Source organism: Amycolatopsis sp. CA-128772, from assembly GCF_002904295.1.
GTDB lineage: Bacteria > Actinomycetota > Actinomycetes > Mycobacteriales > Pseudonocardiaceae > Amycolatopsis.
Map to the genome: position 1 here is coordinate 115391 of NZ_PPHG01000067.1, position 14219 is coordinate 129609.

At 71.9% G+C, this 14219-nt stretch carries 14 protein-coding genes and 1 pseudogene; 6 read left to right on the forward strand and 9 right to left on the reverse strand.

What is annotated here, in order from left to right; genetic code table 11:
• The first annotated feature begins 22 nt into the window (after positions 1-22).
• The 5 genes from hsaA (at position 23) to C2L59_RS23630 (ending at position 4199) form a co-directional block, all read left to right on the forward strand.
• Positions 23-1186: a 3-hydroxy-9,10-secoandrosta-1,3,5(10)-triene-9,17-dione monooxygenase oxygenase subunit gene (gene hsaA, locus C2L59_RS23610; RefSeq protein ID WP_103351691.1), complete on the forward strand. Its 1164-nt coding sequence runs from the start codon at positions 23-25 to the stop codon at positions 1184-1186.
• Complete coding sequence (hsaD, locus tag C2L59_RS23615; RefSeq protein WP_103351692.1) at positions 1186-2031, forward strand: 4,5:9,10-diseco-3-hydroxy-5,9,17-trioxoandrosta-1(10),2-diene-4-oate hydrolase; 846 nt, start codon at positions 1186-1188, stop codon at positions 2029-2031. The genes hsaA and hsaD overlap by 1 nt, the downstream gene beginning before the upstream one ends.
• The gene (gene hsaC, locus C2L59_RS23620; RefSeq protein WP_103351693.1) at positions 2031-2942 is read left to right on the forward strand and encodes an iron-dependent extradiol dioxygenase HsaC; all 912 of its coding nucleotides are present in this window, start codon (positions 2031-2033) and stop codon (positions 2940-2942) included. The genes hsaD and hsaC overlap by 1 nt, the downstream gene beginning before the upstream one ends.
• Positions 2939-3478 (forward strand): 3-hydroxy-9,10-secoandrosta-1,3,5(10)-triene-9,17-dione monooxygenase reductase subunit, encoded by a 540-nt coding sequence (gene hsaB / locus C2L59_RS23625; protein ID WP_103351694.1) that lies wholly within the window; start codon positions 2939-2941, stop codon positions 3476-3478. Before hsaC ends, hsaB begins: the two co-directional genes overlap by 4 nt.
• A 130-nt stretch (positions 3479-3608) precedes the next feature.
• Positions 3609-4199, forward strand: a complete 591-nt coding sequence (locus C2L59_RS23630) for a hypothetical protein (RefSeq protein ID WP_103351695.1) — start codon at positions 3609-3611, stop codon at positions 4197-4199.
• On the opposite strand, the gene C2L59_RS23635 is transcribed toward C2L59_RS23630, so the two are convergent.
• The 9 genes and pseudogenes from C2L59_RS23635 to C2L59_RS23675 all read right to left on the reverse strand — a co-directional run bounded on the left by C2L59_RS23635 (position 4200) and on the right by C2L59_RS23675 (position 12587).
• Positions 4200-4454 (reverse strand): Smr/MutS family protein, encoded by a 255-nt coding sequence (locus tag C2L59_RS23635; protein WP_086675002.1) that lies wholly within the window; start codon positions 4452-4454, stop codon positions 4200-4202.
• Between the two features lie 154 nt (positions 4455-4608).
• Positions 4609-5676 carry an MBL fold metallo-hydrolase gene (locus C2L59_RS23640; RefSeq protein WP_103351696.1) on the reverse strand — a complete coding sequence of 356 codons (1068 nt, stop codon included), beginning with the start codon at positions 5674-5676 and terminating at the stop codon, positions 4609-4611.
• 26 nt (positions 5677-5702) lie between these two features.
• A complete protein-coding gene (locus C2L59_RS23645; protein WP_103351697.1) occupies positions 5703-6719 on the reverse strand; it encodes an acyl-CoA desaturase in 1017 nt (338 codons plus the stop codon).
• Positions 6720-6827: 108 nt separating this feature from the next.
• Complete coding sequence (locus C2L59_RS23650; RefSeq protein ID WP_103351698.1) at positions 6828-9206, reverse strand: excinuclease ABC subunit UvrA; 2379 nt, start codon at positions 9204-9206, stop codon at positions 6828-6830.
• A 24-nt stretch (positions 9207-9230) separates the two neighbouring features.
• Positions 9231-9344 (reverse strand): annotated as a pseudogene (locus C2L59_RS48185) (VOC family protein); the annotation flags it as partial.
• A gap of 188 nt (positions 9345-9532) precedes the next feature.
• Positions 9533-10744 carry an MFS transporter gene (locus C2L59_RS23660; RefSeq protein ID WP_103351700.1) on the reverse strand — a complete coding sequence of 404 codons (1212 nt, stop codon included), beginning with the start codon at positions 10742-10744 and terminating at the stop codon, positions 9533-9535.
• A 32-nt stretch (positions 10745-10776) separates the two neighbouring features.
• A complete protein-coding gene (locus C2L59_RS23665; protein ID WP_103351708.1) occupies positions 10777-11187 on the reverse strand; it encodes a VOC family protein in 411 nt (136 codons plus the stop codon).
• Between the two features lie 10 nt (positions 11188-11197).
• Positions 11198-11641 carry a helix-turn-helix transcriptional regulator gene (locus C2L59_RS23670; RefSeq protein ID WP_103351701.1) on the reverse strand — a complete coding sequence of 148 codons (444 nt, stop codon included), beginning with the start codon at positions 11639-11641 and terminating at the stop codon, positions 11198-11200.
• A gap of 55 nt (positions 11642-11696) precedes the next feature.
• Positions 11697-12587 (reverse strand): LysR family transcriptional regulator, encoded by an 891-nt coding sequence (locus C2L59_RS23675; protein ID WP_103351702.1) that lies wholly within the window; start codon positions 12585-12587, stop codon positions 11697-11699.
• Positions 12588-12725: 138 nt separating this feature from the next.
• On the opposite strand from C2L59_RS23675, the gene C2L59_RS23680 reads away from it, so the two are divergent.
• Positions 12726-14132, forward strand: coding sequence for an MFS transporter (locus tag C2L59_RS23680; RefSeq protein WP_103351703.1), 1407 nt, complete (start codon positions 12726-12728; stop codon positions 14130-14132).
• Positions 14133-14219 lie beyond the last annotated feature (87 nt).

Consider the following 14219-nt stretch of genomic DNA (forward strand, 5'->3'; position numbering starts at 1 on the left):
GTGAAACGAGAGAGGACTGCGCATGAGCGAGCAGGTGATCGCCGGGGTCCGGGACCTCCTGCCGGTCCTGCGGGAACGGGCCCAGGACGCCGAGGACGCGCGCCGCGTCCCCGAGGAGTCCGTCAAGGCCCTGCAGGAGACCGGGTTCTTCAAGCTGCTGCAGCCGACGCTCCACGGGGGCTTCGAAGCCGACCCGGTGAGCTTCTACACCGCGGTCAAGCTGATCGCGAGCGCGTGCGGGTCCACCGGCTGGGTCGCCTCCATCCTCGGCGTCCACCCGTGGCACGTGGCGCTGTTCGACGCGCAGGCGCAGCAGGAGGTCTGGGGCGAGGACCAGGACGTGCGGATCTCCTCGTCGTACGCGCCGATGGGCAAGGCCGAGGTCGTCGAGGGCGGCTACCGGCTGTCGGGCCGGTGGAGCTTTTCCTCCGGCAGCGACCACTGCACGTGGGTACTGCTCGGGGGCCCCGCGTTCAACGACGGGAAGCCGGTCGACTTCTGCACGTATCTGCTGCCGATCGCCGACTACTCCATTGTGGACGTCTGGGACACGATCGGCCTGCGCGGGACCGGGTCGAACGACATCGTCGTCGAGGACGTCTTCGTGCCGCAGCACCGGGCGCTGAGCTTCATCGCGACGTCGAAGTGCAAGGTGCCGGGCCAGGCCGTCAACCCCGGCCCGCTGTACCGCCTCCCGTACGGTTCGGTGCACCCGACGACGATCACCGCGCCGATCATCGGCATGGCGCAGGGTGCCTACGATGCGCACGTCGAGCACCAGCGCAAGCGCGTGCGGGCCGCGTACGCCGGTGAGCAGTCCAAAGAGGACCCGTTCGCCAAGGTGCGGATCGCCGAGGCGGCCAGCGAGATCGACGCGGCTTGGCTGCAGCTGACCCGCAACATCGAGGAGCTGTACGAACTCGCCAAGCGCGAGGAGCGGCTGCCCGCGGACCTGCGGCTGCGCGTCCGGCGCGACCAGGTGCGCGGCACCGAGCGCGCCATCAGCGCGATCGACCGGCTCTTCGAGAACTCCGGCGGCCGCGCGATCCAGCGTGGCACGCCGATCCAGCGCTTCTGGCGCGACGCGCACGCCGGCCGGGTCCACGCGGCCAACGACGCCGAGCGCGCGTACGTCATGTACGGCACCGGCGCCTTCGGGCTCCCCGTCGAGAACGCGATGTACTGATGGCCGTTCCCGAAGGCAAGTACGTCCAGGCGGGTTCGCTGAAGCTGCACTATCACGAAGCCGGTGCGGAACACACCGAGACGGTGATCCTGCTGCACGGTGGCGGGCCCGGCGCGTCGGCGTGGAGCAACTTCGGGCGCAACCTGCCGGAGTTCGCCAAGCACTACCGGACGATCGCCGTCGACCAGCCCGGTTTCGGGCGGTCGGACAAACCGGCCGAGCACCCGCAGTACTTCCGGCACAGCGCGGACGCCGTCGCCGGGCTGATGGACGCCCTCGGCATCGAACGCGCGCACTTCGTCGGCAACTCCCTCGGCGGGGGCGCGGCCGTGCGGTTCGCGCTGAACCACGGAAAGCGGGCCGGGCGGCTGGTGCTGATGGGGCCGGGCGGGCTGAGCGTCAACCTGTTCGCGCCCGACCCGACCGAAGGCGTCAAGAATCTCGGTCGGTTCGCTGCCAAGCCTTCTCGGGAGCGCATGGAAGCGTTCCTGCGGATCATGGTCCACGACCAGGCGCTGGTCACCGACGAGCTGATCGACGAACGCTTCGCCGCCGCGAACACCCCGGAGTCCCTGGCCGCGATGCGCGCGATGGGGATGTCGTTCGCGCAGCCGGACACCTACGAAGAGGGCATGCTCTGGCGCGAGGCCCACCGCCTCCGCCAGCGCGTGCTCCTCATCTGGGGCCGCGAGGACCGCGTCAACCCGTTGGACGGCGCGCTGGTGGCCCTCAAGACGATTCCGCGCGCGCAGCTGCACGTGTTCGGCGGCTGCGGGCACTGGGCCCAGCTGGAGAAGTTCGACGAGTTCAACCGGCTGGCCCTCGACTTCCTCGGGAGTTCCTGATGGGTATCCGGTCACTGGGCTACCTCCGCATCGAGGCCACCGACATGGCGGCCTGGCGCGAGTACGGGCTCAAGGTGCTCGGCATGGTGGAAGGCAGCGGCACCAGCCCGGATGCGCTTTACCTGCGCATGGACGACTTCCCGGCGCGGCTGGTCATCTCGCCCGGCGACGCGGACCGGCTGGCCGTCACCGGCTGGGAGGCGGCCAACGCCGGCGAGCTCGCCGAGATCCGGTCGCGGTTGGACAGTGCCTCCGTGCCGTACAAGGAAGGCACGCCGGACGAGCTGGCCGACCGCCGCGTCGACGAGCTGATCAGCTTCGACGACCCGTCCGGCAACACCCAGGAGGTGTTCCACGGCGTCGCGCTGCAGCACCGGCGCGTGGTGAGCCCGTACGGCCACAAGTTCGTCACCGGCGAGCAGGGGCTCGGGCACGTCGTCTTGTCCACGAAGGACGACGAGGCGTCGCTGCGGTTCTACCGGGACGTCCTCGGCTTCCGGCTGCGCGACTCGATGCGGCTCCCGCCGCAACTGGTCGGCCGGCCCGCCGACGGCGCGCCCGCGTGGCTGCGGTTCTTCGGCTGCAACCCGCGCCACCACAGCCTGGCGTTCCTGCCGATGCCGACGCCGTCCGGGATCGTGCACCTGATGGTCGAGGTGGAGAACACCGACGACGTCGGCCTGTGCCTCGACCGCGCGATCCGGCGGAAGGTGCCGATGTCGGCCACCCTCGGCCGGCACGTCAACGACCTGATGCTGTCGTTCTACATGAAGACCCCGGGCGGTTTCGACGTCGAGTTCGGCTGCGAAGGCCGTCAGGTCGACGACGACAACTGGATCGCCCGCGAGAGCACCGCGGTGTCGCTGTGGGGCCACGACTTCTCGGTCGGCGCGCGGCCTCCGGGCGCATGACGTCCGTGGCGGTCGACCAGACCGAGTTCCGGAGCGTCCTCGGGCACTTCTGCACCGGCGTCACGGTCGTCACCGGCCGTGACGGCGACACCCTCGCCGGGTTCGCCTGCCAGTCGTTCGCGGCGCTGTCGCTGGACCCGCCGCTGGTGTTGTTCTGCCCGTCCCGCACGTCGCGGACCTGGCCGGTGCTGGCCGCGGCCGGCCGGTTCGCGGTCAACGTGCTGGCCGAGGACCAGCAGGAGGTCAGCGCGGTGTTCGGCGCCCGCGGCGAGGACAAGTTCGCCCGCGTCGGCTGGACACCCGCGCCGTCCGGCGCGCCCCTGCTCGACGGCGCCCTGACCTGGATCGACTGCGCTCTGGAAGCCGTGCACGAAGCCGGCGACCACTACGTCGTGATCGGCCGGGTGACCGCGCTCGGCGGCCCGTCCGACGCCCGCCCGCTGCTGTTCCACCGCGGCCGCTACGCCGTCACCGAACCGGCCCGGGACGCGCTCGCGGCCATGCTGCCCTGGCCCCGCCCCGACGACTGGCTGTGACCGGACTGGCTCCACCGGGTGGTTGTGCAGGGGTTCACAGGTGGGCCGCATCCCATTCGCGAGAGAAAGTCGAGCCCCGGCGCGCACACTGTTACCGAGAAGACACCTTCCCGGGAGGAGTGAGTCGCGCATGCGCGGACGGATCGCCCGCTTCCGGCGCCGGTTGCTGCCGGGCCGCAACCCGCTCGCCCGCGCGGGCGACCGCGTCGAGGCCCTCCTGCTGCTCCTGGTGATCGCCGGCGCGTTCCTGGTGGTGCCGTTCGCGGCGGCGTTCGGCTCGGACACGTACGCGGCGCAGACGGCCCGCGCGGCGCAAGAGCGCACGACCCGCCACCCGGCGACGGCGGTGTCGCTCGCCGCGGCGTCGAGCCAGTCGTACAGCACGGACGGCGCCGGCGCCCCGGCCGACCAGACGACGGTCCCGGCAGCCTGGTTCGACGCCCGAGGAGCCCGCCACACGGGCGACGTCCTCGCGGACGCGGGCAGCCCGGCGGGCACCCGCGTGGCGGTGTGGCTGGACCAGCGCGGCGAGCTGACGAGCGAACCCCTGTCCCCCTCGACCTCGGCGGCCGACGGAGTGTTCGCGGCCATCCTCCTGTGGGCGGCGGTGACGGGCGGTTTGGTGGGCCTGTACGGCACCGGCTGGTTCGTGGTGTCCCGCCTCCACGCGGCGGCGTGGGGCCGCGCGTGGTCCGAAGCCCGCCACGACAGCCGCTTCTGATCACTTCCAGCGGAAGTGCACGAACACCCGGCCGAAGTTGTCCTTGTCCTTCTCGACGCGGTGATAGAGCGCCTTGACGTCCTTGCGCTCGAGGAACCGGAGGACGTGCTTCTTGAGCTGACCCGAGCCTTTGCCGGGGATGATCTCGACGAGCGGTGCTTTCTTGGCCACGGCCTCGTCGATGATCGCCTTGAGCGCCCGGTCGATTTCGCCGCCGCGGTTGTAGATGTCGTGCAGGTCCAGCTTGAGCTTCACACGCCCTCCTGGGCTCGCCGACGTGCGGAAACGGTCGACACGCGTGATGCCCGAGCCGACCCGCGAGATCCCCGAGCCGACACGACTGGTCCGGGCCGTGTCGACCCTCCGATCACGCGTGTCGGCTTCCTGATCACGCGTGTCGGCGTTCGGGTCACAGCGACTGCCACCAGCCGTCCACCGCCGGGGGCTCGGCCACGTCGATGCGCTCGCCCGGGCGCGGGATCGCCAGCGGGAGGTCCGCCTCCTTCGCCTCGCTCCACACGCGGTCCGCCGGCTCGCCCCACGGGTGCATCGCCAGCTGGAACGTCGCCCAGTGCACCGGGACCAGCAGCTTCGCCCGGACGTCGAGGCCCGCCGCCACGCCTTCCTCCGGGGTCATGTGGATGTCCGGCCACTGCGGGGCGTACGCGCCGATCTGGATCAAGGCCGCGTCGAACGGGCCGTGCTCCGCGCCGATCGCCGCGAAACCGTCGAAGTAGCCCGTGTCGCCGCTGTAGAACACGCGGTGGTCCGGGCCCAGCAGGGCCCACGACGTCCACAGCGTGTCGTCGTTCGTGATGCCGCGGCCGGAGAAGTGCTGGGCCGGCGTCGCGATGAACCGGACGCCCGCCACCGTCGCCTCTTCGTTCCAGTCGAGCTCGATGATCCGGGAAGCCGGGACGTGCCAGCGCTCCAGATGCGCGCCCACCCCGAGCGGCACCAGGAACGGCGCCGAGGACGAACCGACCAGCGCGCGGACCGTGGCCAGGTCCAGGTGGTCGTAGTGGTCGTGCGAGATCACCACCGCGTCGATCCGGCCGAGCCCGGACAGCGGCACCGGCGGCTCGTGCAGCCGCCGCGGGCCGGCGAACGCCGCCGGTGACACGCGGTCGCTCCACACCGGGTCGAGCAGCACGCGGGCGCCGTCGAGTTCCACCAGCGTCGACGCGTGGCCGTACCAGGTCAGGTGCAGGCCGTCGGCGGAGTCGACCGGCGACGACACCACCAGCGGCACCGCGCCGGCCGGTTTGCGCAGCTCACGGTGCTCGCCGAAGAACATCTCGCGGAAGATGGTCCGCATCGACGACGCGGTCATCGGGTGCCGCGGCGCCGCGTTGCGGAACACCTTGCCGTCGAACTGCGGCGAGGTGCGGACCCGCTCGGCCCGGGCGCCGGTGGCCTTCGCGCCGAACGCCGCCGGGAGGTCCCGCAACCTGAGGGCTGCGAACGTCTTTTTCATAGCTCGGTCTTCCTCATGCCCCGAGTCTACGAACGGTTCCTGAGAGGCGCCCCAGCTTCATGCAGGTGGGTGAGCGCCTGCCGGTAGGACTCGGCGAGGCTCGTCTCCAGGTAGGGAACGCCCAGCTCGGCGCAGTACGCCCGGACGATCGGCTGCGCCCGCCGCAGGTGCGGCGACGGCATGCTCGGGAACAGGTGGTGCTCGATCTGGTAGTTGAGGCCGCCGAGGGCGACGTCGGTGACGACGCCGCCGCGGACGTTGCGCGAGGTCAGCACCTGTTTGCGGAGGAAGTCGAGCTCGGGGCGCCCGGTCAGCGTCGGCATGCCCTTGTGGTTGGGCGCGAAGATCGATCCCATGTAGACACCCCACAGTCCCTGGTGGACGGCGAAGAACAGCAGCGCCATCCCGGGGGAGAGCACGGTCAGCAGCGCGCTGAAGTAGAGGACGAAGTGCCCGGCGAGCAACGCGGCCTCCACACCGCGGTGGCGCAGCCCCGGCTTGCGGACCGCGCGGACGCCGGACCAGTGCAGGTTCAGGCCCTCGAGCGTGAGCAGCGGGAAGAAGAGAAACGCCTGGTACCGCCCGATGAACCGGGGGACACCGCGGCTGGCGCGCGCCTGGTCCTTCGACCACACGAGGATGTCCGGATCGACGTCGGGGTCGAGCTCTTCGTGGTTCGGGTTGGCGTGGTGGCGGGTGTGCTTGTCCATCCACCAGCCGTAGCTCATCCCGATCCCGAGGTTCCCGGCGAGCATCCCGGCGATTTCGGTGGGCCGCCGTCGCCGGAACACCTGCTTGTGCGCGAGGTCGTGGGAGAGCAACGCGACCTGCCCGAACATGACCGCCATGAAGGCCGCGACGGCGAGCTGCCACCAGGAGTTCCCGAGCAGCGCGAAAGCAACCCACCCGGCGGCGAACAACCCGGTGACGACGGCGATCCGGGCCGCGTAGTACCCGGGCCGGCGGGCCATCAGGCCGGCGGCGGAGATGCGGTGGCTCAGCCGGGCGAAGTCGCTGCCGACGTGGTTCTCGGTGGTGGTCACCCACCCGAGTCTCCGCGGTGCGGGCCGGTGCCGGAATGCGGTGCGCTCGAAGGACTTTCCGGGGGCCAGCCCTACCGGCCGCGCTGGTATACGCGGCCGGCGGCAGCGTCAGCTCACGTACTCGGCGAGGTGCTTGCCCGTCAGCGTCTTCTTCCGCGCCTTCACCAGCTGCGCCGGCGTGCCCTCGAACACGACCCGGCCGCCGTCGTGGCCGGCGCCCGGGCCGAGGTCGATGATCCAGTCCGCGTGGGCCATCACCGCCTGGTGGTGCTCGATCACGATCACCGACTTGCCCGCGTCCACCAGGCGGTCCAGCAGGCCCAGCAGCTGCGCCACGTCCGCCAGGTGCAGGCCCGCCGTCGGCTCGTCGAGGACGTACACCCCGCCCTGCTCGGCCATGTGCGTCGCCAGCTTGATCCGCTGCCGCTCGCCACCCGACAGCGTCGTCAGCGGCTGGCCCAAAGTCAGGTAGCCGAGGCCGACGTCGGACAGGTGCGTCAGGATCCTGTGCGCCGCCGGCAGTGCCGCGTCACCGGAAGCGAAGAACTCGAGCGCCTCGGCCACCGGCATCGAGAGCACCTCGCTGATGTCGCGGCCGCCGAAGGTGTACTCCAGCACGTCGGCGTTGAATCGCTTGCCGTCGCAGACCTCGCACGGCGTCGCCGTGCCCGCCATGATCCCCAGGTCCGTGTAGACCACGCCGGCGCCGTTGCAGTTCGGGCACGCGCCTTCGGAATTGGCGCTGAACAGCGCCGGCTTCACGCCGTTGGCCTTGGCGAACGCCTTGCGGATCGGCTCCAGCAGGCCCGTGTACGTCGCCGGGTTGCTCCGGCGCGACCCGCGGATCCCGGTCTGGTCGACCGTCACCACGCCCTCGCCGCCGGACACCGAACCGTGGATCAGCGAGCTCTTGCCCGAGCCCGCCACCCCGGTCACGACCACCAGCACCCCGAGCGGGATTTCGACGTCGATGTCCCGCAGGTTGTGCGTGGCTGCCCCGCGCACCTCCAGGAGCCCCGACGGCGAGCGCACCGACGGCTTCAGCGACGCGCGGTCGTCCAGGTGCCGCCCGGTCAGCGTGCCGCTCTTGCGCAGACCGTCCACAGTGCCCTCGAAGACGATCTCGCCGCCCTCGGTGCCGGCGCGCGGGCCGAGGTCGACGACGTGGTCGGCGATCGCGATCGCCTCCGGCTTGTGCTCCACCACCAGCACCGTGTTGCCCTTGTCGCGCAGCTGCAGCAGCAGGTCGTTCATCCGCGTGATGTCGTGCGGGTGCAGGCCGATCGTCGGCTCGTCGAAGACGTAGGTGACGTCGGTGAGCGACGACCCGAGGTGGCGGATCATCTTGGTGCGCTGGGCCTCGCCGCCGGAGAGTGTCCCCGATGGACGGTCGAGCGAGAGGTAGCCGAGGCCGATTTCGACGAACGAGTCCAAGGTGTGCTTCAGCGCGTCCAGCAGGGGTGCGACCGACGGCTCGGACAGCTTCGCGGTCCAGGCGGCCAGATCGCTGATCTGCATCGCGCAGGCGTCGGCGATGCTGATCCCGTCGATCTTCGACGACCGCGCTTCGGCCGACAGGCGCGTGCCGTCGCAGTCCGGGCAGGTCGTGAAGGTGGCCGCCCGCTCGACGAACGCGCGGATGTGCGGCTGCAGCGAGTCGATGTCCTTGGACAGCATCGACTTCTGAATCGCCGGCACCAGGCCGGAATAGGTCAGGTTGATGCCTTCGACCTTGATCTTCGTCGGTTCCTTGTAGACCAGGTCGTTGAACTGCTTCTTGGTGTACTTCTTGATGGGCTTGTCCGGGTCGAAGAAGCCGGAGCCGCGGAAGATGCGGCCGTACCAGCCTTCCATGCTGTAGCCCGGGATGGTGATGGCGCCTTCGTTGAGCGACTTGTCCTCGTCGAAGAGCGCGGTCAGGTCGATGTCGTTGACGCGGCCGCGGCCCTCGCAGCGCGGGCACATGCCGCCGGTGATGCTGAAGCTGCGGCGCTCCTTGACCTGCCGGCCGGCCTTCTCGATGGTGACCGCGCCGGCGCCGCTGATCGAAGCGACGTTGAACGAAAACGCCTGCGGTGAACCGATGTGCGGCGTCCCGAGCCGGCTGAACAGGATGCGCAGCATCGCGTTCGCGTCCGTCGCCGTGCCGACGGTCGAGTGCGCGTTGGCGCCCATCCGTTCCTGGTCGACGATGATCGCGGTGGTGATCCCGTCGAGCACATCGACGTCGGGTCTCGCCAGCGTCGGCATGAACCCCTGCACGAAGGTGCTGTAGGTCTCGTTGATCAGCCGCTGCGACTCGGCGGCGATCGTGCTGAACACCAGGGAGCTCTTGCCGGAACCGGAAACCCCGGTGAACACCGTCAGCCGCCGCTTGGGCAGCTCGACGCTGACGTCCTTGAGGTTGTTCACCCGGGCGCCGTGGACGCGGATCAGGTCGTGGCTGTCCGCGGCGTGCGATGCGTTCTTCCTCGTGGGCTTGCTCATCGGGGTCTCCAGCGTTCGTTCGGGTCAGCGGGCCTGTTGGATGCGGACGAGGTTGCCGGCGGGGTCGCGGAAGGCGCAGTCGCGGACGCCCCACGGCTGGTCGGCCGGCTCCTGGACGACCTCGGCGGCGCCGGCTTGCCGGTAGGCGTGCGGCGTGACGCCATAAGCATCCCGGAACCGGCGGACGAACAGCGCGACGGGCAGGTCCACTGTGGTCGCGAGCGCCTCGATGTCCAGCGGCAGCGCGTGTTCGCGGTCGATGCGGTCGCGGACGCGGCGCAGCAGCACCAGCTCGCGCAGGTGGTTCTGCGCGGCGGCCTTGAGGCTCAGGCACATGTCGGTTCCCCTTCCGTAGTGCGCCCGAGCACCGCCCGGGCCGCGATCGGGAGCAGCAGCAGCGTCAGCACGCCGGACAGCACGAGACCGCCGGTGCTGCCGGCCAGTTCGATCAAGGGCCCGCCCAGGGCGAGGCCCAGCGGGGCGGCCACCGTGGCGCCGGTCGTCCACAGCGTCACGACCTGCTGCTGTTCGCCGGGCGCCAGTCCGGATTGGAGGAAGTTGTAGGCGACCGGTGTGAACGGCGCGTACACCAGGCCGCCCAAGCCGAAGACGAGCAGGGCCACGGTGAGGTCGCCGGTGACCGCGAGCGCGATCGGGCACAGCGCCCACAGGCCGATGATCGCGACCAGCAGCGGCTGCTGCGGCAGGTTCCGCAACCGGCTGACCAGCGCGGCGCCGAGGAACGCGCCGGCCCCGAGCGCACCCCACAGCACCCCCAGACCGGACGCGCCGGCGTGCAGGGTCCCGCTCACGTACAGCGGGAGCGCGACTTCGACCGGCATGTACAGGAAGTTGAAGAAGAACTCGACCGCCAGCAGCCGCGCGGCGACCGGGCGGCGGCGCAGGATCCGCCAGCCCGACTCGTGGTCGCCCCCGTCGCGCAGGGCGTCACGGCCCTCGGTACCCCGGGGGACGCAGGCGAGCGTGGCGGCCAGCAGGACGAGCGCTCCGGCCGCGTCGGCGAAGAGCGCGAGGCCCGCGCCGGCCGTCGCCACGAGCACCCCGCCGAGCACCGGGCCGGCGATGAAGAGGGCGAAGGTCGTGTTGAGCCCGAGCAGGCCGTTGACCGAGAACCGGCCGGCCTCGCCCGCGGCCGACGTCGCCAGTACGCGGCGGCTGCTCGACCCGGCCAGCCGGAAGGTCGCGCCGAAGAAGAGGCCGGCGACGAGCACCGGCAGCGTGAGCCGGCCGGTGACGGCCAGGACGCCGAGGGTGGCGAAGGCCGCCGATCGCAGCACGCAGTCGGCGACGAGCAGCGTGCGCGGCGGCACCCGCACCCGGCCCAGGCCGATGGCCAGCGCCAGGACGGTGGACAGCACGAACGGCGCGGCTTCGACGAGCCCGATGGCGATCGCCTTCGGGACGCCGCCGTGCAGCGACAGCGTCTGGACGGGCATGGCGACCAGCAGCATGCCGGTGCCGACGTTGGCCAGGAGGTCCCCCAGCAGGAGCCCGGCGACCCGCCGGTCGCGCAGCACCTCGCGGTAGCCGAGCGCGGGGACGTTCGTGGTCAGCGCAGTTCCTGGATGCGCAGCAGGTTGCCGGCGGGGTCGCGGAACGAGCAGTCGCGGATGCCGTAGGGCTGCTCGACCGGCTCCTGGACGACCTCGGCGTTCCCGGCTTCGAGCTTCGCGAACAGGGCGTCGAGGTCCTTGGTGGCGAGGTTGACGCTCGCGTAGGTGCCCTTGGCCATCATCTCGTTGATCATGCGGCGTTCGTCGTCGGTCAGGCCGGGCGTCGCGGCCACCGGCGACAGCACGATCGACGTGTCCGGCTGGTTCGGCGGGCCGACGGTGATCCACTGCATGTCGCCGTACTTGACGTTCTGGCGGACCTCGAAGCCCAGGAGGTCGCGGTAGAAGGCGAGCGAGGCTTCCGGGTCCGTGTGGGGGAGGAAGCTCGAGTGAATGGTGACGTCCATGGTCGTCACCCTAGGTGGCCGTCGAGGGCCGCGCTTCTCGATTCCTGATCGGTCTGGTGACCTGTTTGGCGACGCACGGCGGCATCCCGACGGTGGCCGCGGCCTGCTGCTCGCGGTAGACGCTCGGGGGCATGCCGACCAGCTCGGCGAACCGCGTGCTGAAGGTGCCCAGCGACGAGAACCCGACGGTGAAGCAGACCTCGGTGACGCTCAGTTCGCCGGTGCGCAGCAGCGCCATCGCCCGTTCGATCCGCCGCGTCATCAGGTATGAATACGGTGACTCACCGTAGGCACGCCGGAACTGCCGGCTGAGGTGCCCGGCGGACATGTTCACGCCCCGCGCGAGCGCCTCGACGTCGAGGGGCTGCGCGTACTCCCGGTCGATCCGGTCCCGCACGCGCCGCAGCAGCGCGAGGTCGCGCAGGTATTGGGCCGTGGCGGGTGAGCTGGTCACGCATGGATCGTGCCACAGGGGACGGGTTCCGCGGCGGTGTTCGCCGCGGCCAGGATCAGCGGAGCGCTCCGCGGATGGTCTCCCGCAGCCACCGCTGCGCCGGGTCGGCGTCCAGCCGCGCGTGCCAGGACAGGCGGACCTCGAGTTCGGGGAGGTCCACCGGGACCGGGAACCAGCGCAGGCCGAGCGGGCCGGCGTACTGCTCCGCGAGGCGCTGCGGCAGCAGCCCCACGTACGGGCTGGACGCGATCACCAGGACCGCCACCGCGGCCGTGGGCACCACCGCGGCGACGTGGCGGCGCAGGCCGGCCGCGTCCAGGACGTCGTCCAGCGGGCCGCGGGCCAGGCCGCGGCGGGAGGCCGAGACGTGCGGGTGCTCGCACAGCTGCGCCAGGGTCGGCCGGCGGTGCCGGCCCAGGGTGCTGTCCGCGCGTACCGCGGCCACCAGGCGCTCGCGGTAGAGCGCGGCCGTCCGGATGTCGGGCGCCGGGTGCCCGCCCACGCCGATGTCCAGGTCGACCGAGCCGTCGCGAAGGGCCTCCGCGGTCTCGCTGCCTTCGGCCACGAACCGCAGGGTGACGCCCGGGGCGGCCGCCGCCGTGGCTTCGGCCGCCGCCGTGGCGAGGGTCGCGGCCACGCCGTCGTTGATGCGGATCGTGAAGGTGCGTTCCAGGGCGGCGAGCGAGAAGCCGGTGCTGACCAGGGAGGCCGCCTCCTCCAGCAGCGACCGCACCCGCGGTGCCGTCCGCAGCGCGAACGGTGTCGGCGCCAGCCCGCGGCCGGCGCGCACCAGGATCGGGTCGCCCATCGCCCGCCGCAGCCGGCCGAGAGCGCGGCTGGTCGCCGGGATGGACAGGTGCAGGCGCTCCGCCGCGGCCGTCACGCTGCCGTCCCGCAGGAGCGCGTCGAACACGCGCAGCAGGTTCAGGTCGAGCTGGTCGGTCATAGTTGCAGCGTACGCAAAAGACCTTTGCCGAAGTTGCGTCGCGCGCAGCCTTCCGCCGTCCCTACCTTCGGTCGCATGACCACTCAGCTTCACGAACCGGCGTCCCGCCGAAGAGGACAACGCGGCTTGCTCACCCTCATGTGCGCCGCGGTGGTGCTCGTCGTCGGGATGGTCGCCGCGATCAACCTCGCCGTCCCGTTGCTCGCCGCGAGCGCGCTGCACCCGTCCGCGCCGGCGCTTGTCTGGATCGTCGACACCTACGTGATCGTGTTCGCCTGCCTGGTGATCCCGGCCGGGGCCGCCGGCGACCGGTTCGGCCGCAAGGGCGTCCTGCTGGCCGGCCTCGGGCTGTTCGCCGCGGGCACGCTCCTGTCGGCGCTGGCGCCGGACGTCGCCGTCCTGCTCGCGGGCCGGGCGCTCACCGGGGCCGGCGCGGCCGCGGTGCTGCCCAACTCCCTCGCCGTCCTGCTGCACGCCGTGCCCGCCGCCCGCCGGCCGGCGACGATCGCCACCTGGGCGTCGATGACCGGGATCGGCGGGGTGGCCGGCAACGTCGGTGGCGGCCTGATCCTGACGGCCGGCTCGTGGCGCTGGCTGTTCGCCGCCGCCGCGGGGGTCTCGCTGGGGCTCGCCGCCCTGGCCGCCCGGTGCACGCCGGTGTCGTCGCGCCACGACCGGCGGCTCGGGCCGGTGGCCGCGGCCCTGCTGACCGGCGCGTCGGTCGCGCTGCTGCTCGCGATCGTCGAAGGCCCGGAAGCGGGCTGGGACAGCGTCGTCGTGGTGACCGGGTTCGCCGGGGCGGCCGCGCTGTTCGCGGCGTGGGTGGTCGCCGAGCTGCGGTCCGCTCACCCGCTGCTGGACCCCCGGCTGTTCCGGGACGCCCGCCTGCGCAGCGCCTGCCTGGGGTTGACCGCGATCTTCTTCGGCATGTTCGCGCTGTTCTACGTCAACGCGTCGTTCCTCCAGTACGCCAAGGGGTTCGGCGTGCTGGCGGCCGGGCTCGGGATCGTCCCGCTGACCGTGCCGGTCATCCTCGGCGGGCGGCACGCCGGGCGCCTGGCCGGGCGGATCGGCCTCGACGCGACCGTCGCGGGCGCGTTCGCGTTCGTCGGCGGCGGCTTGCTCGGACTGTCCACGAGCGACGCTGACACGCCGTACGCCGGCTACGCGGCTTGGCTGGTGGTGACCGGGATCGGGGTGACACTGGCGTTGCCGACGCTGTCGGGCGTGATCGCGGGGGCCCTGCCGCCGGACCGGGCGGGCGTCGGCACCGGGCTGCAGGCCACGACCCGGGAGTTCGGCAGCGCGCTCGGTGTCGCGGTGGCCAGCACCGTGTCGACCGCGCGGTTCGCCGCCGCCCTGCCGCCGGACGCCCGCGGGGCGCACACGGTGGCCGAGGCCCTCGCCCGGACGCCCCGGGCGGCCGACGTCGTCACGGCGTTCGTCGCGGGAACCGGCGCCGGGCTGCGCGTCGCCGGGGTGGCGGTGCTCGTCCTCGGCGGACTCGTCGTGGGGGAGTCGTGGTGGTCGCGCCGCTCGCGGTGAAGGCCGTCCCGGGGGTTTCCGGTGCGCCGCCGGGCGGCGGCCGCGGACCGGTTTCGTCCGGTGGGGACGGATCTCGCGTGATTGGGG